We start from the raw sequence: 16,272 nt of genomic DNA, 5'->3' as shown, positions 1-16,272 counted from the left end.
CTACTCCGCGGGCAGCGGCGGCTGCGCCCCGTGGTGCAGCACGTTGGCCGAGGCGGCCTCGGCAGCCTCGGCCAACGCCGCGGCACGGTCCGCACCGCGGCACAGGGCTGCAGCGAGCGTGCCGCAGAAGGCGTCGCCGGCACCGGTCGTGTCCACCGGGGTGACCGGGGTCGCCGGCACCGTCAAGTCGCCCCATCGGGCACCCTCGGCGCCGAGCGTGGTCAGCAGCTCGGGCACCTCCAGCCCCGCCTGCGCGAGGAGGTCGGCCTCATGCTCGTTCACCACCACCGGGTCGCACAGCGCCAGCACGTCGGCGGGCAGCTCGGCGAACGGGGCCAGGTTCAGCATCACCCGGGCGCCGCGCTCGTGGCCGCGCCATGCCGCGGCCGCGACGACGTCCAGCGGCAGCTCCAGTGGCATCAGCAGGACGTCCTCACCGGTGAGGTCGTCGAGCCGGTCGAGGTCGGCCATCCCCATCCGGTGGTTCGCCCCCGGCGCGACGACGATCATGTTCTCGCCGTCCTTGTCGTTGTAGATGATGGCCGTCCCGGTGGGCGCGTCCTCCACGATCTCCATCTGCGAGGTGTCCACGCCGAAGATCCGCAGCCGTTCGACATACTCCCGCCCCTGCGGGTCGTCCCCGACCTTGCCGACGAAGACCGAGCCCACCCCGGCACGGGCCGCGGCGACCGCCTGGTTGGCGCCCTTCCCCCCGAACCGGTACTCGATGTCACCCGACATCACCGTCTCGCCGGTGCGCGGGTGGCGCTGCATCGGCAGGTGAAGGTCCTGGCTGAGCGAACCGAACACGATGACTCTGCCCACGGCCGTCCTCTCCTCACGTCGGCGGGGCAGCCCTGCCCCGAAGTGCGGCCAGGTTATCCGATCTTTAGGCCGATGCCGCGGGGCCTCTGAGCGTTTAGCGGCGCCCGTGCCGCCCGATACGCTGGGTCAGACATCTGAGGTCTCGGGAGAGGACGCTGCCATGAGCCAGACCGCGTGGGGGATCATCGGGGCCGCCCGGATCGCCCGGGAGCAGGTGATCCCGGCCATCCGCCGGGCGGACGCGGGCGAGGTCGTCGCCGTCAGCAGCGCCAGCGGCAAGGCGGGGCCGTATGCCGAGGAGCTGGCTATCGCGCGCGCCCACGACTCCCACGAGGCGCTGCTCGCCGACCCGGACGTCGAGTCGGTCTACATCGCGCTGCCGAACGGCCACCACGCCGAGTGGATCCAGCGGGCGGCGCGGGCCGGGAAGCATGTGCTCTGCGAGAAGCCCATCGTGCTCGGCCCCGCCGAGCTGGACGCCGTCGAGGCCGCCGCCGCGGAGGCCGGGGTGGTCGTCGAGGAGGCGTTCATGTACCGCCACCACCCGCAGCTCCGGGTGGTCCGCGACCTGCTGGCCGACGGGACCCTGGGCGACCTGGTGGCGCTCGAGGCCCGCCTGCACTTCACGCTGGACCGGGTCGCGGGGGCCGGCGACCTGCGGCTCGACCCCGCGCTCGGGGGCGGCAGCCTGCTCGACGTCGGCTGCTACCCGGTCGACCTGTTCGGCCTGCTCACCGGCGCCGAGCCCGACGGGGTCGCGGCGTCGGCCGTCCGTGACGAGCCGGGCGGGGTGGACACCCGGTTCGCCGGGGTGCTGCGCTACGGCGACGTCCTGTCCACCTTCGACGCCAGCTTCGACAGCCTGTTCCGCGGGACCGCGACCATCATCGGCACCCGCGGGTCGCTCACCCTCGCCGACGTTTTCCGGGCCGACCGCACCGACGGCATCGGCGCCCTGGTCCTGGAGACCGAGGAGGGCACCCGGGAGCTCCGCCCGGAGGGCGACCAGTACGCCGCCCAGGCCGCAGCCTTCGCCCGACTGGTCCGTGCCGGGAGGCGCGACGAAGAGCACTGGCGACTGACGAGATACACCACCCGCACCCTGGACCGGCTGGCTGCCGCCGCCCGTCCCGACCGCTGACCCACGACCAGGAGACCCAGCCATGGCCTTCTACATCGACTCCGCCGACCGCCCGCTCATCGAGGAGCTGTGGGCGACCGGCGTGTTCCAGGGCGTGACCACCAACCCGACGATCCTGTCCCGCGCCGGGCTCGGCCAGTCCGACCTGCCCGAGCTGTACCGCTGGCTGACCGGCCTCGGCGTCGGGACCTTCTACGCCCAGGTCGTGGGGACGACCACCGAGGCGATGCTGGACTCGGCCGCCGGGCTGCGCGACCTCGGCCCGCTGGTGGTCAAGGTCCCCGCGACCGCGGCCGGGTTCCGGGCGGCCGGTGAGCTGGTGCGGGACGGGGGGCAGGTGCTGCTCACCGCGGTCTACCACCCGGTGCAGGCGCTGCTCGCCCGGGACGTCGGCATCCAGGGGGTCGCGCCGTATGTCGGCCGGATGATCGACGCCGGACGCCCCGGCGTGGCGGCCGTGACCCAGATGCAGCAGGCGATCGGCACTGAGCCCACCCGAATCCTGGCGGCCTCGCTGCGGTCCGCCGACGACGTCGCGGCGCTCGCCGCCGTGGGCGTGCCGGACTTCACGGTGGGCGAGGCCGTGGCCCGGGCGATGCTGGAGGATGAGCTGACGCTGACGGCGGTCGAGGAGTTCGAGGCGGCGGCCGCCGGCTGAGGCCCTGGCGCGGACCTGCCGGACCCGCCCTACCCCTCGTCGACCTCGGGGTCCTCCTCGGCGGCCGCGGCCGCCCGGTCGGCCAGCTCCTCGGTCGTCAGGGTGTGCCGCAACCACTGCTCGACCCCGCCGATGTGCACCACCAGGCAGGCCTCGGCCAGGACGGGGTCGTGCTGCTCGAGGGCGCGCACGATGGCGCCGTGCTCGTCGATCGTGCGGGTGACCGCGTTGTCCTCGGTGAGGCCGCGCCAGATCCGGGCGCGGACGGTACTTGCCGACAACCCGTCCAGCATGCCCACCAGGTAGTCGTTGCCGGACGCCTGCGCGAGCAACCGGTGGAAGGTCAGGTCGGCCTCGACCAGCTCCTCCGCGCCCAGCCCCTCGCTGGACGGGATGGCCTCCCACAGCGCCGCGACCTGCTCGTCGGTGATCCGGGTGGCGGCCCGGCGCACCGCGGCCGCCTCGAGCACCCGGCGCGCCTCCATCAGCTCCAGGACGCTGCTGTCCTGGTGCAGGTCCACGACGAACGCCATCGCGTCCGTGAGCAGCGACGGCTTGAGGCTGGTGACATAGGTGCCGTCGCCGCGGCGCACGTCGAGCACCTTGAACATGGTGAGCGCCTTGATGGCCTCGCGCAGCGAGCTGCGGGACAGGCCGAGCTTCTCGCTGAGCCCCTGCTCGGGTGGGAGACGGTCCCCGGGGCGCAGCTCGCCGGAGATGATCATCTCCTTGATCTTCAGGATCGCCTGGTCGGTCAGGGACATGCCGGTCATCCTAGAGGTCCGACGTTTCCGGGCCGCCGGCCCGAGGGCTCACGCCCGACGACTCAGACGATGCGCACGACCGGCGCGGAGGGCGCCCCCTGCTCGGAGCGGGTCAGGCTCACCTCGAACCGGGAACGGTCCGCCCGGTGGTAGGCGACGAACGTCTCGATCGGCACCCCGTCCGCGCCGAACCCGACGCTGGTCAGTTTCAGCACCGGGTCGCCGGCCGGGATCTGCAGGTCGCGGGCGAGCCTCGCGTCGGCGCGCTGGGCCTCCACGGCCCGGTCGCTGCGCACGATCACCAGCCCGTACTTCTCCTGCAGCAGGTGGTAGAGCGAGGCCTCGGTGAAGTCCTGCCGCACCAGCTCGGGCGCCAGCGCGAACGGCACGTGGCTGATCGTGAAGACCCACGGCTCGTCGTCGACGAAGCGCAGCCGCTCCAGCAGGACGACCGGCGCGTCCGGATCCACCCGCAACCGCTGGCTGATGTCGCGGTCGGCCGGTTCGACGACGAGCTGGCGGACCTCGCTGCGCAGTGTGCGGCCCATCGCGTGCACGTCGTCGTGCAGGCCGTGGACGTCCTGCACCAGGCTCTGCGAGGTGCGCGGCGTCGCGACGAAGGTGCCCCGGCCCTTGACCCGCTCGAGCACGTTCTCCCGGTGCAACCCGGCCAGGGCCTGGCGCACCACCGGCCGGGAGACCCCGTAGCGCCGGCCCAGCTCGTGCTCCCCGGCGAGCCGGTCGCCCGGCCGCAGGGCGCCGCTGGTCACCTGCTCGCGCAGGATCTCCTTGAGCTGGTGGTAGTAGGGGGTGGACGAGGTCCTGTCGATCGTCCGCTCCGGCGCGTTGGTCAGCTCGTGCTCCACGGCACCATGATCCTCTCCTCAGCCGCCCAGCCCGGACGCCGCGGCCGCCAGGTCGCGCACCCGGTCCCAGTCCCCGGCCTCCAGCGCGTCCCGCGGCGTCAGCCAGGACCCGCCCACGCACCCGACGTTGGGCAGCGCCAGGAACTCGGGGGCATTGGCCGGGGTGATCCCCCCGGTGGGGCAGAACCGTGCGGCGGGCAGCGGGCCGTGGGCCGCGGAGAGGTATGCCGTGCCGCCGGCGGGGACCGCGGGGAAGAACTTCATCGCGTCCAGCCCGCGCTCCAGCAGCGCCATCATCTCGCCCAGCGTGGCCGCGCCCGGGAGCACGGCCAGCCCGGTGTCGAGCGCGGCGTTGAGCAGCCGCGGCGTGCTGCCCGGGGTGACCAGGAAGCGGGCCCCCGCCGCAGCGGACGCGGCCGCCTGCTCCGGGGTGGTCACGGTGCCGGCGCCGACCACGATCTCGGGGACCTCGGCGGCGATCCGGCGCACCGACTCCAGCCCGGCCTCGGTGCGCAGGGTCACCTCGATCACGCCGACGCCGCCGGCGGCCAGGGCCCGGGCCACCGGGACCGCCTGCCCGACCTCCGGCAGCACCACCACGGGGATCACGGGGGAGAGGGCCATCAGGTCGCGGGCGTCCATGGGGTGGGTCCTTTGCATCGCGCGGGGTGGGTTCGGGGTCAGGGTGGGGGTCACGGCGCCGGCTCCCAGGCGAGCCAGCGCGCGGGGTTCGCCCGCAGCACGGTGTCCGTGGCGTCCGGCCCGATCACGGCCCGGACCCGCGGGAGGAAGCGGTCGAAGAGGTAGCCGAGCCCCGGCATACCGCCGTATGCCGTGTAGCGGGACCGGCGCGCGACGTCACCGCCGAGGAGGACCCGCTCGCCGGCGCCGGCGGCGACCGTCGCGGCGAGGCAGTCCACCAGGACCGAGTCCGGCCAGCGCTGACGCCGGGCCGCCCCGTCGTAGCCGAGGTAGGCGCCGCGGTCGGCGAGCTCGGCGTGCAGCACCGGGTCGGGGTTGCGGTCCACGTGGGCCAGGGCGACCCGGTCGGCGGAGCAGCCCGCGGACGCGAGCAGGTCGAGCACCTCGTGGGCGGCACTGCCGTGCTCCAGGTGCACCATGACCGGCACGCCGAGCTCGGCAGCCAGGCCACCGGCCGCCTCGAGGGCGCGGCGCTCGAACGGGTCGATCGACCAGAGGCCGACGCCCGCCTTCACCAGCCCGGCCCGCACCCCGGTGCCGTCCATCCCCTCCAGCAGGTCGGTGCGGAACAGCGTGCGGAGCTCGTCGGTGGAGCGACCCAGCAGCGGGTCGTCGGCGGCGTAGTGCTCGTGCCGGTGGGCGCCGGTGGTGTGGACGACGTGCAGGCCGGTGGCCCGGGAGATGCGGGCGCAGGCGGCGGGGTCGCGCCCCAGCCCGATCGGGGTCGCCTCCACCATCGCGGCCGCCCCGGACCGCTTGAGGGCGGCCGCCTCGGCGCCGCTGGCCCGCTCGTCGTCCAGCTCGTCGCCGGGCAGCAGGGGCGAGACCTGGAACAGGTGCTCGTGGTAGTCGGTGGGGCCGAGCTGGTCCGGCGGCAGGTCGCCGGTCACCGTGCGGATCACTGGGGTCACGTCGTGGCGTCCCGGGCGGCGGCGGAGAGCTCGGCGACGACCTCCGGGGTCATCTCCAGGTCGAAGACGTCGGCGATCACCTGGGTCCACCCGTGGATGAAGTAGCGCCAGCCGTCCACCACGGTGAGCTCCCGCTCGACCTCCTGCGCCCGGGCCTGCGCCAGGAACTCCAGGCTGCCGCGGTAGTTCAGCTCCCACACGACCGCGCCGCGGGGCAGCACCACCTCGTCGGGCAGCGGGCTCCCCGGCCGGTCCTTGCCCATCCCGGTGGCGTTGACCAGTAGGCTCCCCGGGGGCAGGTCCGCGAGCAGGGCCGGCAGGTCGGCTTCCCCGACGGTGAGGGTGCGCAGGTCGACCCCGGGGGCGTGCCCGCCGACCACGGTGCGCAGGTGGTCCAGCCGCTCGGCGGAGACGTCGACCACGGTCAGCGGGCCGGGGCGGTCCGGACGCCCGGCGAGGTACCAGCCGATCGCGGTCCCCGCGCCCCCCGCGCCGAGGCACAGCACGTGCCCGCCGCCGGCGAAGTGGTCGGGGGCCAGGACCTCCTCCAGGGCCAGGCCCGCGGTGATCGGGTCCTTCGCGGCGCCGGCGGTGCGCGGGGTGCCGTCGCCCGCCGCCCTGTCCCGGAACGCGATCGAGGAGATCTCCCCGCAGCTCGCCGCGAACGGGTCGAGCTCGTCGAACAGGTCGCGGGCGGCGTCGTGCAGCGCGATCTTGTGCGTGGTCACCAGGGCGCCGACGCAGGCGGGGTCCTCGCGCATCTCGGCCATCGCCTCCCGGTATGCCGAGGGCTGGGCCCCGAGGGGGATGTCCAGCCCGACCAGCTCGGCGTCCAGGCCGAGAATGTCGGCCCAGACGGGGAAGATCCGCATGATCGAGGAGGCGCCGGTGGTGACGCCGACGAATCGCATCCGGGAGGTCATCGGGCTCCTTGGGAGTCGGGGAGGGGGTGGACCGGGTGGACCGGGTCGCCGCCGGCGAGGACGGCGAGCACGTTGTCGACCGCCATGGAGCCCATCAGGTCGACGGCCTCGACGGTCTGGGCGCCCAGGTGCGGGGTGAGCACGACCTGCTCGGCGAGGTCGGGGTGCAGCAGGGGGGAGGAGTCGTCCGACGCGGACTCGGTGGCGAGGGTGTCGGCGGCGAAGGCGGCGAGCCGGCCGGAGGACAGCCCCTGCGCCACGGCCTCCTCGTCCACCACGCCGGCCCGGGCGGTGTTGACCAGGACCTGGCCGGTGGCGCTCACGACGCCAGCCGGCTCGGGGCCTGCGCGGCCTTGTCCGCGGTGGTGTCGTCGGTGCCGCCGGTCCGGTCCGTGGCGGCGGTGTCCGTGGTGTGGACCTCGTCGCGCAGGATCCGCATCGACTCACCGACGCTCCTGGCGAGACCCGGCAGCTTGGCCGAGCCGAAGACGAGCAGGACGATGGCGAGGATGACGAGGGCGTGCCAGCCCGTGAGGTTTGCGAGCATGATGATCTCCTGGGTGTGGGGTGGGGTGTGTGCGTATGCCGAAGGACGGCGTATGCGGTTGAGGGGCCTGGGAGGGTGGGGTCAGTTGGTCGGGGGCTCGCCCGACGGGGGTTCGCCGCCGGGACCGCCGCCCGAGGGAGGCTGCCCGCCGCCGCCCGGTCCGCCGGCGCCACCGCCGGGGCCGCCCCCGGCGCCGGTGGCCTCGGTCGTGGTGTCGACGTTGACGGTGAGCGTGGCGATGTAGCCGGAGTCGACGTCGCCGCTGATGGTGGGCATCTGCTGGTCGAGGCTGTCGGCGAAGATCATGTCCTGCTCCACCGAACCGACGGCGGCCATGTTCTCGGCGGACCCGGCATACTCCGACCGGGTGTAGATCTCGGTGAGGATGTCCTCGGGGAAGGCGACCTGCGAGGTCGCGATGACGTTCCCGACATCGGTCGCCGAGTCGACGTCCGGGTAGACCTCGAAGTGGATGTGCGGCCAGCGGCCGGAGTAGCAGCCGGGGACGATCGTGCTGAAGCTGACCATGCCGTCGCTGTCGGCGACCTGGATGCCGCGCAGCCAGGTCTCGTCCTCGACGCCCTGGGTGTACATCGAGTACCGGCCCTCGGCGTCGCACTGCCAGGCGTAGACCGCGACCCCCTCGAACGGCTGGTCGTTGACCATGTCGTGGACGAGGAAGGTCATCGTCAGGGCCACCCCGTCGACGGAGGACCCGCCGTCCAGGCTGGTGGTGATGTCCTGGCGGACGATGCCGGACTCGGTGAGCACGTTGACGTCCTGGGTGCCGTCGGCCGGGTAGGGGCCGTTGGTCTCCTCCGGGATCTCCTCCAGCGTGCCGGCGGCCGTCGAGCCGTCCGAGGTCGCGGTCCCGCTGTCGGCGGACGCGCCGCCCGAGGTGGCCGAGCCGTTGTCCGCCGAGCTGGTGCTGCTGCTCGAGGAGGTGGACGTGGTCGCGTCGGTGCCGCAGGCGGCCAGGGCGGCCGCCCCGACCCCGACGCCGACGACGCTGAGCACCCGTCGGCGGGTGACCAGGGTGGCGGCGTCGAAGCCGGCGCCCTGGTCCTCGAGGTCGTCCTCGGGCCGGGCGAGAGGCCGGCCCTCGAAGGTGGGTTGGTCGTGGTGCGCTGTGGAACTCATGGGCTTCGCTCCTCCTGTGGGATCGGTATGACCCCACTGTGGAGCGCGGCTCTATGGCATCGCTGTGGTGAACCTATGTGGTTCCTGTGAGCGTTGCTGCGTGGTGAATAGGGGAAGGGCCGACGTCCTCACAGCGGGATTGGACGATTCACTTGTGCCTGCTGCGGGGAGGAGTGCCGTATCCACCCCGTCAAGTTGTACTGCCCCAAATGGTGCACCAGTAAGGCGGAGCCTCGTGCTAGGCAGTTGCGTCTTCATGTTCGGGGTCCCGAGAATCCGTGGGCGGGACTTTGCGACTCTGCCGATACGACGTCGCAAGGGCAATGGCGGACGAAGCCATGAGTCCGGAAAGGGTTCCTAGGAGGACGCCGAGAAAGAACGTTGTCATTTGTTGCCGCTTCTCGGCGGAGAAGTCCATCAGGATCGACGTCTCGCTCGCTAGGGCGACGGCGCTAAATGATTTTTCGTCCGTGGATTCAATAGACCGCTGGTTCCCATAGGAAGCGAGCTGGTCCGATGTGACCTGGCATCCAGCGTAATCCCCCGGACGTAATGGCTCATGACTGAGTGTCCTGGGGGCATGTATCAGTGTCGACTTGACGACGGACACTACGCAGAAATGGCTAGCAAGGCCCGTCACCTTCTCGGCGCGGCCCGCCCATAGGTGAGGCGTTGTAACGATAGTCTCTGTGCCAACTGGCTGCACGAGCGGACTCGCGTCCAGTCTGCAGTCGTACTCCCCGACTGCGTAGGACGACTTTCTTCCGTCATCCCCTTCATTCTCGAGTTCTTCATCCATGGGTAGCGTCATCAAGCCATAGTCGAACTCTTCTGCGCGCTCCTGGGCCTGCTGTTCATTGGTCAGATCTGGGCTAATCGGTTGGTCTACCGGGTCCTTGCTCGGAAGGCCAGCAACGTAATGAGCGCTGGCACGTAGCTCTGTTGTCAGATCTTCGTACTGGAGGCTCTGGACGACTGCCGCGGCATCGCCGCAGTTTGGTTTCGATGTCGAAAGATCACCGATAAAGAGAACGTCGACAGACAAATCCTCCTCGGGAACTTTCCATTCGTCGTCGCTGGCGTACATCTCAAGGTGTAGAGTCGACTTATGTGGCTCCTGTGGGTCGATTTCTAGGATGCTCCTGACCCATGCGTTAGGCATCTCCTTCGGGGTGTGCACCGCTATTCCAGCGTTCGACCCTTGGGGCGCGTCGTAGATCCGATTGGAGTTCACGTAATAGATAGCCATACCCGATATCAGAATCGCTGAGATAATGAGCGTGACCCACAAAGGTCTACTGCTCCTACTCGAGTGATCATCCGTCATCGTGCACCTCGTTCGGGGTGTTGCTGTGGCTAACAAGTGGACCACTGCCGCCGACTCCTACCCAGTGTCGGGAGGCTCCCGTCAGGATAGAGGCATCCCGCACGAACGCGGTGTCAGAGAACGGTCGGGTCGTGGCTTTTGGGGGCGATCGTTGCGCTCTCTGACAGGTTGGTACGGAACTTAACGGGAGCGCCGTCGTTACTTGATGGCGCAGTGGACGGGCTCGTTTCCCGAACTCGACTCGCGCAGGTGCTCGTCCGATCGTGTGGGGCGTCGATGTCATTGGTGTCGACACCATCTTCTGGTTCAGGCCACACGAAGACAGTTACCACCATGTGGCAACTCCGCGCCAAGCTCGGCCCAGAACGTGGACTCGGAGAGTCGGCACTCGGTCCCCTTCCGAGAGCCGCTTACTCCCATCTGTCGGTTCGCAAAGGAGGCCGCGCTTGGAGTTCCGGCCTTGAGAAATTCAACGTCATCCGATCAGCTCGAATCTCATGCTCGAGGCACGAATGCGGAAGGGCCAGGTCGGTTCCCTCGGCTTCGACAGACAGGCGACCGCACTCGGACTGGCACCTGGGTCGTTACTGGGCCTGGCCGACCACCGATGGGAAGGGCGCGTTGGGGTTGTCGTAGGCAATGGCGGCGCTGCCCACGAGCGACCCTTCGCTGGGGTCCATCCACACCACCCGTGCTACGTCGACGCCGTCGACGGTCCAGCTGTTGGTGGTGGTCCAGGCGGCGAGGCCGTCGGGGAGCAGTCGCGGCCCGATCGCCTGGCCTTGGAGTTCGTCGCTGTCGGGGACGAGTTCCTCCCCGACCGAGTAGGTGCCGTTGGCGACGTCGAGGTCGCAGACGAACAGACCGCCGCTGGAGCAGAGCACCTGGTCGGTAGTCCCCGGGAGGAAGGAGACCGGCTTGGCGGTGACCCCATCGGTCGGGGCCAACTGGGATGCGTCGGCGAGCGCTGCCAGGTCTGCGTCGGCCCGCCAGCCGTTGTGGTCGTCACGGACCGCCAGGCTGCCGTCGTCGGAGACTGCGCTGGCGGCGTGCTGGTCGTAGACCGGCACGGGGTGGGCGCCCTGGGTGAACAGGAACGGTTGTCCGGGCTGGGTGAGGCCGGGGTCCTCCTGGCGGGCATCGCTGCCGTCGAGGGCCACGGACCACAAATCGGCGCTCGCCTGTGGGGCCTGCTGCCAGAACCACAGGCGGTCATCCGGGCCGAACGTGGGGTGCGACTGGGAGACGCCCGATGTCGGCTCGTCGCGGCCTGACAGGTTGGTGAACCTGCCGTCGGTGGAGAAGTAACCCACCTGGGTATCGAAGCCGATCGGGTCCAGCCGGAACTGTGCCGTCCCCGCGATCTTGGTGAAGTCGGAGCTGAACGTGCCGGCTCGAACCGGCTGGGTGTTGTATGCCGGGTCGTTACCGGCGGTGGCCTTGTCGACGGTGAACCGCCAGTTCTCGACGACGGTGCCGTCGGGGGCGGCGGACATCACGACGTACCAGGACGTCCCCGCACCTGGCTGCACCTCCTGGGCCACGACCACGCCTGGCGCCAGCTCGCTCTGTGGCTCTGGCGGTGTCGTCTCGATGACGAATGCCGCTGCGGAGTCTGCAGGCGCCTCCTCGGCCGGCTCGGAGTCGTGGCCCGCAGACTCATCCGGGGACTCCTCGCTGTCATCGGGCGCGTCCGAGTCGACCGGAGCCTGGTCCTCGTCGGTGGCTGGCTGGTCGGCGGCCGAGGTCGCCGGCACGTCCTCGTCCGGGGTGCCGCCACCGCAGGCGGCGAGTGCCATTGCGGCGGCGAGTGTGATGACCGACAGGGGAGTCCGTCTCATGGTGGATCCTTCGATGGGGTCACGGGGGCCGAGAGGCTTTCGGTGACTTTACCGAAGGTAGAGAAAATAACAAGGTACGCTTTACTTTGAGTCGCCAGGTCGGGCGTCTGGTCACCGGCCAGGCCGCCAGCTCACGCGTCTGGTGGGGGCCTGGGACCGCCAGGTCATGCGTCTGGTGGGGGCGTGGGGCCGCCAGATGACGCGTCTGGTCGATTTTGGTTAGCGGGTGTAGTCGTCTTGGAGGCGCTCGATGTCGGCCTCGTCGAAGTCGCCGAAGGCGATCTCGAGGACGCGGCCGGGGGTGTCGCCGGGGTTGCCGATGCGGTGGATCGTGCCGGAGGAGACCCAGACGATCTCGCCGACCTGGGCCATCCAGGTCTGCTCGCCGATGGTGACCTGGATGGGCACGTCCAGGATCTGCCACATCTCGCCGCGGTGACCGTGCCGCTGCAGGGAGAGCCGGTGGCCGGGGGAGATCGTCATCACCTTCACGGTGACCGGCACGCCGCTGGTGAACTGCTGGAACTGACCCCACGGGCGGGTGGTGACGAAGACCCCGTCACGGGGGTCGGTGGGTGGCGTGGCCATGGGTTCCTCTGGGCGTCTGCTGGCGGTCGTGTGGCTGCTGGGTTCCCCCGGCAGATTCGTCGTGACGGCTATGGTGTCATGACATCGGCCACCCGCGGGTTACGCTCGACGACGGACACTGCATCCGAGGGAAGGCAGGCAGGGGGCTTGACCACACACGGAACGCCCACAGAGCCACCGACAGCCCCGCCCGGGGACGAGCACCTTGGGCAGACGCTCAAGGTCGCCTCCGACCACCGGCGCTCCCTCCGGATAGGGAGGCTGCGCAAGTTTGGGTTGAGCCTGGGCGTGCTCGTCGTCTTCCTGGCGGTCTGGTGGCTGGTGACCGCGCTGGAGTGGGTGCGGCCGCTGTACCTGCCCTCGCCGGGGTCGGTGTGGACCGCCTTCGTGGAGGCCAACGGATGCACCGAGGTCAGCCCGACCCGCACCGTGTGCGGCGAGCAGAACTACTACATGTGGGAGCACCTGATCGCCTCGCTGCAGCGGATCGGCGTCGGGGTGGGCGTCGCCGTCGTGCTGGGGCCCGTCGTCGGCTTCCTGATGGCCAGCATCGGGTGGGTCAACACCGCGTTCGAGCCCTACCTGAACTTCCTGCGCTCGCTGCCGCCGCTGGGCTACATCGGACTGCTGATCGTCTGGTTCGGCATCGGCGACCTGTCGAAGTACTGGCTGCTCTTCCTCGCCGCCTTCCCACCGATCGTGATCGCCACCATCAACGGGGTTCGCGGGGTGCGGCAGGACAGCATCCACGCGGCGCAGTCGATGGGCGCCAGCCGGTGGCAGGTCGGTACCTCCGTGGTGCTTCCGTCCACCCTGCCGGAGGTCATCGGCGGCGTCCGGATCGCCGTCGGATTCGCCTGGACCACGGTCGTCGCCGCCGAGCTGAACGCCGGCATCCCCGGCATCGGCGGCCTGGCCTACGTGTCCGGCCAGCAGCTGCAGACCGCCCTGACCATCGCCTGCATCATCGTCATCGGCCTGGCCGCCGTGGCCCTGGATGCGCTGATCAAGTACCTCGGCAGCCTGGCCGTGCCGTGGTACGGCAAGGCATGAGGTGGGGCGACCGATGACCGACCGGCAGGAGAGCCCGATGACCCAGACCCGACCCCGCGCCGTGCGCGCCGTAGTGCTCGCGGGGGCTGTCGGCATACTCCTCGCGGGGTGTGTCGAGGGCGGGCGGACCGTCCACCCGGACAGCGTGATGGCCGAGGGGGCCGGCGAGTGCCCGGTCGAGGTGCACGAGGAGGTTGACACCACGTTGACCATCGCCTACCAGCCGATCCCCAACGGGGACCTCATCGTGCGCGATCTGGGATGGCTGGAGGCCTGTATGCCGAATGCCACCATCACCTGGGAGAAGTTCAACTCCGGCGGCGAGGTGATCCAGGCCTTCGGGTCCGGCTCGGTCGATCTCGGCCTGGTCGGCTCGAGCCCGGCGACCAAGGCGGTCTCGCCTCCGGTGAGCGTGGACATGCAGGTCGTCTGGATCCACGACGTGATCGGTGACGCCGAGTCCCTCGTCGTCCAGGAGGGGGAGGGGGAGACCCTGGCCGCCCTGGCGGGCAAGCGGGTGGCCGTGCCGTTCGCCTCCACGGCGCACTACTCGCTGCTGTCGGCGCTAGAGCGGGAGGGGATGAACACCTCCGACATCGAGCTGACCAACCTGTCGCCGGACGCGATGCTCGCAGCCTGGGAGCGCGGGGAGATCGACGCCGCCTGGGTGTGGGCGCCGACCCTGCCGCTGCTGGAGGAGAACGGCCAGATCATCCTGTCGGCGGCCGACACGGCCGAGGCGGGCGCGCCGACGTTCGACCTGGCGGGGGCCACCACGGAGTTCGTCGAGGCCAACCCGGAGTTCATGCAGGTGTGGACCGCCGCGCAGGACGCCGCGGTGCGGATGATCAAGGACGACCCCGATGCTGCGGCTGAGTCGATCTCGGTGCAGCTCGGCATCACGCCGGAGGAGGTCGCCGCCCAGATGGAGGGCTACACCTACCTGGACGCCTCGGAGCAGGCCGGCGAGGACTACTTCGGCGGCACCCTGGCGCAGGACCTGATCAACACCGCGGACTTCCTGGTCGACCAGCAGGAGATCGACGAGGTCAACACCAAGGAGGCCTACGAAGCGGCCATCTACAGCGACGCGATCGTGGAGGTCGGCCAGTGAGTTTCACCCTCGAGAACGTCTCCCAGCGCTACATCACCGACAGCGGGGAGGTGATCCACGCGCTCGCGGACACCTCGCTGGAGGTGCCGGCGGGGGAGTTCGTCTGCGTCGTCGGCCCGTCGGGGTGCGGCAAGACGACCCTGCTGCGGATCCTGGCCGGCTTCCTGGAGCCGACTGGCGGCATCGCCTCGGCCAACGGCCAGCCGATCACCCGGCCGTCCTGGGAGCGGGGCGTGGTCTTCCAGCAGGCCAACCTCTACCCCTGGCTGACCGTCCGCAAGAACGTCGAGCTCGGCCTGAAGTTCCGCGGCATCGACGCCTCGACCCGCCGGGAGACCGCCGAGCAGTGCCTGGCCCTGGTCGGGCTGGGGGGCTTCGAGGACAAGAAGACCTACGAGCTCTCCGGCGGGATGCAGCAGCGCACCCAGATCGCGCGTGTCCTGGCCAACGACCCGGAGATCATCCTGATGGACGAGCCGTTCGGCGCGCTCGACGCTCTCACCCGCGAGCGGCTGCAGATGGACCTGCTCACGATCGCGCGGGAGCGCAAGAAGACGATCTTCTTCATCACCCACAGCGTCGAGGAGGCAGTCTTCCTCGGCGACCGGGTCCTCGTGATGAGCCCCCGCCCCGGCCGGGTCGTGCTCGACGAACCGGTCCGGATCTCCGCGCAGTACGGCCGGATGCTGGACGGGAAGGAACTACGATCCACGCCCGAGTTCGTGGCGCTGCGGGACAAGATCTCGGACACGATCTACGAGGGCCAGGCGCCCTGAGCCCCGGTCTGGCGTGGCGGGCTCAGGCGGTGAGGCGGTAGCCGACACCGCGGACCGACTCGCCGAGCCTCGGTCCGCCTGCCGACTCGATTTTGACGCGTAGCCGGCTCATGTTGACCTCCAGACTGCGGCCGTCAGGAGACGCCCCGTCGGTGAGAACTGAGGTAAGTTCCTCACGCGTGCACATGCCTGCCGGGCTGCGCAGCAGCGTCAGAAGCAAGTCGAACTCGACCTTGCTCAGGTCGATCGATGTGCCGACCACGTCGGCCGATCGGCGGTCAGCGTCCACGAGGAGGTTGCCGACCGTGTAGGTCTCGGCGGTAGGTGTCGCTGTCAGGGTCGTCATGTTGCGGTAGAACGTGGCTATCCGGGTGCGGAGCCTGCGGTCGCTGGTAGTGGCGAGATTCAAGACCTCCCACGCACCCGTGTGGAGCAGGGTCATTTCCTGCTCCTCGGTCGCCTCCTCCAGCAGAGTCATCGCTGGGATGCTGCTCACCGTCAGGTGACGCAAGGTCTCGACTACATCCACGGACAGCCTGCTGGCCTGCACGATTGCGAGGGCCGGCTTTGTGGATAGGCCCAGGTAGGGGATGAGGGCATCGACGGAGAGCGACTCATGGGGTAGATCGTGGTCTAGGAGGACATCCAGAGTCTGTTTCAAGGCGGACTCAGTTGCGCCACAGGGCACCACAATGATGTGCGCCAAGCGCATCCACTCTCCCCTTCCAGCTCAGGCCTGCCTTCCGGTCAGGTCGTGGTGACCGGGTGTGTAGCGATACTTTACCCGAACTTGACGATAAGCAGAAGTCTTGTTCGAGCGCGTCCCGGCGTACGGCCTCGTCGCTCGCTCCGAGGCTGAGCCTCAATCCGCCGAGGTGGATGGTGGTCGGGCCGGGTCGTAACGCACGAGTGCCCCTTGACCTGGGACGATGAGGTTTACCACAACCAACCAGCGACCAGATCCAGGAGCACCCGATAGTGCGCGTCTGCCACACCATCTGCGCCGATTTCGACGACCCGAACCTGATCGGCACGGCGGGCCTGGTGCCGGTCATGGCATTGGCCCAGAAGGCCGGGTTGCCAAGTTGGTAGCTGA

18 protein-coding genes are annotated in these 16,272 nt (G+C 70.0%); 5 read left to right on the top strand and 13 right to left on the bottom strand.

All coding sequences use genetic code 11. From position 1 onward, the window contains the following. Positions 1–825, bottom strand: coding sequence for a ribokinase (locus FB467_RS00360; protein ID WP_141783322.1), 825 nt, complete (start codon positions 823–825; stop codon positions 1–3). A 160-nt stretch (positions 826–985) separates the two neighbouring features. Between FB467_RS00360 and FB467_RS00355 the strand changes: the two genes are divergently transcribed. After that, positions 986–1,966 (top strand): Gfo/Idh/MocA family protein, encoded by a 981-nt coding sequence (locus tag FB467_RS00355; protein ID WP_170230490.1) that lies wholly within the window; start codon positions 986–988, stop codon positions 1,964–1,966. A 22-nt stretch (positions 1,967–1,988) separates the two neighbouring features. Continuing rightward, the gene (locus tag FB467_RS00350) at positions 1,989–2,624 is read left to right on the top strand and encodes a transaldolase family protein (protein ID WP_141783320.1); all 636 of its coding nucleotides are present in this window, start codon (positions 1,989–1,991) and stop codon (positions 2,622–2,624) included. 29 nt (positions 2,625–2,653) lie between these two features. Here the strand turns inward: FB467_RS00350 and FB467_RS00345 are convergent, their stop codons facing one another. The 11 genes from FB467_RS00345 to FB467_RS00295 form a co-directional block, all read right to left on the bottom strand. Continuing rightward, positions 2,654–3,388, bottom strand: coding sequence for a FadR/GntR family transcriptional regulator (locus FB467_RS00345; RefSeq protein ID WP_141783319.1), 735 nt, complete (start codon positions 3,386–3,388; stop codon positions 2,654–2,656). Positions 3,389–3,450: 62 nt separating this feature from the next. After that, positions 3,451–4,254, bottom strand: coding sequence for a GntR family transcriptional regulator (locus tag FB467_RS00340; RefSeq protein WP_211350514.1), 804 nt, complete (start codon positions 4,252–4,254; stop codon positions 3,451–3,453). A gap of 18 nt (positions 4,255–4,272) precedes the next feature. Next, on the bottom strand, positions 4,273–4,896 hold the full coding sequence (eda, locus tag FB467_RS00335) for a bifunctional 4-hydroxy-2-oxoglutarate aldolase/2-dehydro-3-deoxy-phosphogluconate aldolase (RefSeq protein WP_141783318.1): 624 nt from the start codon (positions 4,894–4,896) through the stop codon (positions 4,273–4,275). Positions 4,897–4,946: 50 nt separating this feature from the next. Further along, positions 4,947–5,867, bottom strand: coding sequence for a phosphotriesterase family protein (locus tag FB467_RS00330; RefSeq protein ID WP_141783317.1), 921 nt, complete (start codon positions 5,865–5,867; stop codon positions 4,947–4,949). Next, positions 5,864–6,778, bottom strand: coding sequence for a shikimate dehydrogenase (locus FB467_RS00325; RefSeq protein ID WP_228393374.1), 915 nt, complete (start codon positions 6,776–6,778; stop codon positions 5,864–5,866). The genes FB467_RS00330 and FB467_RS00325 overlap by 4 nt, the downstream gene beginning before the upstream one ends. An 8-nt stretch (positions 6,779–6,786) precedes the next feature. Continuing rightward, the gene (locus tag FB467_RS00320) at positions 6,787–7,113 is read right to left on the bottom strand and encodes an NAD(P)-dependent oxidoreductase (protein ID WP_141783315.1); all 327 of its coding nucleotides are present in this window, start codon (positions 7,111–7,113) and stop codon (positions 6,787–6,789) included. Then, complete coding sequence (locus tag FB467_RS00315) at positions 7,110–7,337, bottom strand: twin-arginine translocase TatA/TatE family subunit (RefSeq protein WP_141783314.1); 228 nt, start codon at positions 7,335–7,337, stop codon at positions 7,110–7,112. Before FB467_RS00315 ends, FB467_RS00320 begins: the two co-directional genes overlap by 4 nt. Before the next feature lie 81 nt (positions 7,338–7,418). Next, positions 7,419–8,477, bottom strand: coding sequence for an intradiol ring-cleavage dioxygenase (locus tag FB467_RS00310; RefSeq protein WP_141783313.1), 1,059 nt, complete (start codon positions 8,475–8,477; stop codon positions 7,419–7,421). A 238-nt stretch (positions 8,478–8,715) separates the two neighbouring features. Then, positions 8,716–9,726 carry a hypothetical protein gene (locus FB467_RS00305; protein ID WP_141783312.1) on the bottom strand — a complete coding sequence of 337 codons (1,011 nt, stop codon included), beginning with the start codon at positions 9,724–9,726 and terminating at the stop codon, positions 8,716–8,718. A 662-nt stretch (positions 9,727–10,388) separates the two neighbouring features. Then, positions 10,389–11,645 carry a hypothetical protein gene (locus tag FB467_RS00300; protein ID WP_141783311.1) on the bottom strand — a complete coding sequence of 419 codons (1,257 nt, stop codon included), beginning with the start codon at positions 11,643–11,645 and terminating at the stop codon, positions 10,389–10,391. A 219-nt stretch (positions 11,646–11,864) separates the two neighbouring features. Beyond that, positions 11,865–12,233, bottom strand: coding sequence for a phosphomannose isomerase type II C-terminal cupin domain (locus FB467_RS00295; RefSeq protein WP_141783310.1), 369 nt, complete (start codon positions 12,231–12,233; stop codon positions 11,865–11,867). Between the two features lie 147 nt (positions 12,234–12,380). Here FB467_RS00295 and FB467_RS00290 point away from each other — a divergent pair, with 147 nt between their 5' ends. From FB467_RS00290 to FB467_RS00280, 3 genes are read left to right on the top strand one after another with little or no spacing between them, the layout of a single operon-like run. Beyond that, positions 12,381–13,286 carry an ABC transporter permease gene (locus tag FB467_RS00290; RefSeq protein ID WP_228393315.1) on the top strand — a complete coding sequence of 302 codons (906 nt, stop codon included), beginning with the start codon at positions 12,381–12,383 and terminating at the stop codon, positions 13,284–13,286. A 37-nt stretch (positions 13,287–13,323) separates the two neighbouring features. Then, positions 13,324–14,400, top strand: a complete 1,077-nt coding sequence (locus tag FB467_RS00285) for a taurine ABC transporter substrate-binding protein (RefSeq protein WP_141783308.1) — start codon at positions 13,324–13,326, stop codon at positions 14,398–14,400. Then, positions 14,397–15,176, top strand: coding sequence for an ABC transporter ATP-binding protein (locus FB467_RS00280; protein ID WP_141783307.1), 780 nt, complete (start codon positions 14,397–14,399; stop codon positions 15,174–15,176). The genes FB467_RS00285 and FB467_RS00280 overlap by 4 nt, the downstream gene beginning before the upstream one ends. 22 nt (positions 15,177–15,198) lie before the next feature. Here the strand turns inward: FB467_RS00280 and FB467_RS00275 are convergent, their stop codons facing one another. Beyond that, a complete protein-coding gene (locus FB467_RS00275; protein ID WP_141783306.1) occupies positions 15,199–15,888 on the bottom strand; it encodes a winged helix-turn-helix domain-containing protein in 690 nt (229 codons plus the stop codon). Positions 15,889–16,272: the final 384 nt, after the last annotated feature.

Origin of the sequence: Ornithinicoccus hortensis, assembly GCF_006716185.1 — a bacterium.
GTDB lineage: Bacteria > Actinomycetota > Actinomycetes > Actinomycetales > Dermatophilaceae > Ornithinicoccus > Ornithinicoccus hortensis.
The sequence above is the reverse complement of the archived record's forward strand: the minus strand, read 5'-3'. Positions and strand labels throughout refer to the sequence as shown.

Excerpts from the sequence above, each read along its gene's own strand:
- FB467_RS00355 (WP_170230490.1), top strand. The coding sequence starts at position 986 with ATGAGCCAGACCGCGTGGGGGATCATCGGGGCCGCCCGGATCGCCCGG.
- FB467_RS00350 (WP_141783320.1), top strand. The coding sequence starts at position 1,989 with ATGGCCTTCTACATCGACTCCGCCGACCGCCCGCTCATCGAGGAGCTG.
- FB467_RS00345 (WP_141783319.1), bottom strand. The coding sequence starts at position 3,388 with ATGTCCCTGACCGACCAGGCGATCCTGAAGATCAAGGAGATGATCATC.
- eda (WP_141783318.1), bottom strand. The coding sequence starts at position 4,896 with ATGGACGCCCGCGACCTGATGGCCCTCTCCCCCGTGATCCCCGTGGTG.
- FB467_RS00325 (WP_228393374.1), bottom strand. The coding sequence starts at position 6,778 with ATGCGATTCGTCGGCGTCACCACCGGCGCCTCCTCGATCATGCGGATC.
- FB467_RS00315 (WP_141783314.1), bottom strand. The coding sequence starts at position 7,337 with ATGCTCGCAAACCTCACGGGCTGGCACGCCCTCGTCATCCTCGCCATC.
- FB467_RS00310 (WP_141783313.1), bottom strand. The coding sequence starts at position 8,477 with ATGAGTTCCACAGCGCACCACGACCAACCCACCTTCGAGGGCCGGCCT.
- FB467_RS00305 (WP_141783312.1), bottom strand. The coding sequence starts at position 9,726 with ATGGCTATCTATTACGTGAACTCCAATCGGATCTACGACGCGCCCCAA.
- FB467_RS00300 (WP_141783311.1), bottom strand. The coding sequence starts at position 11,645 with ATGAGACGGACTCCCCTGTCGGTCATCACACTCGCCGCCGCAATGGCA.
- FB467_RS00295 (WP_141783310.1), bottom strand. The coding sequence starts at position 12,233 with ATGGCCACGCCACCCACCGACCCCCGTGACGGGGTCTTCGTCACCACC.
- FB467_RS00285 (WP_141783308.1), top strand. The coding sequence starts at position 13,324 with ATGACCCAGACCCGACCCCGCGCCGTGCGCGCCGTAGTGCTCGCGGGG.
- FB467_RS00275 (WP_141783306.1), bottom strand. The coding sequence starts at position 15,888 with ATGCGCTTGGCGCACATCATTGTGGTGCCCTGTGGCGCAACTGAGTCC.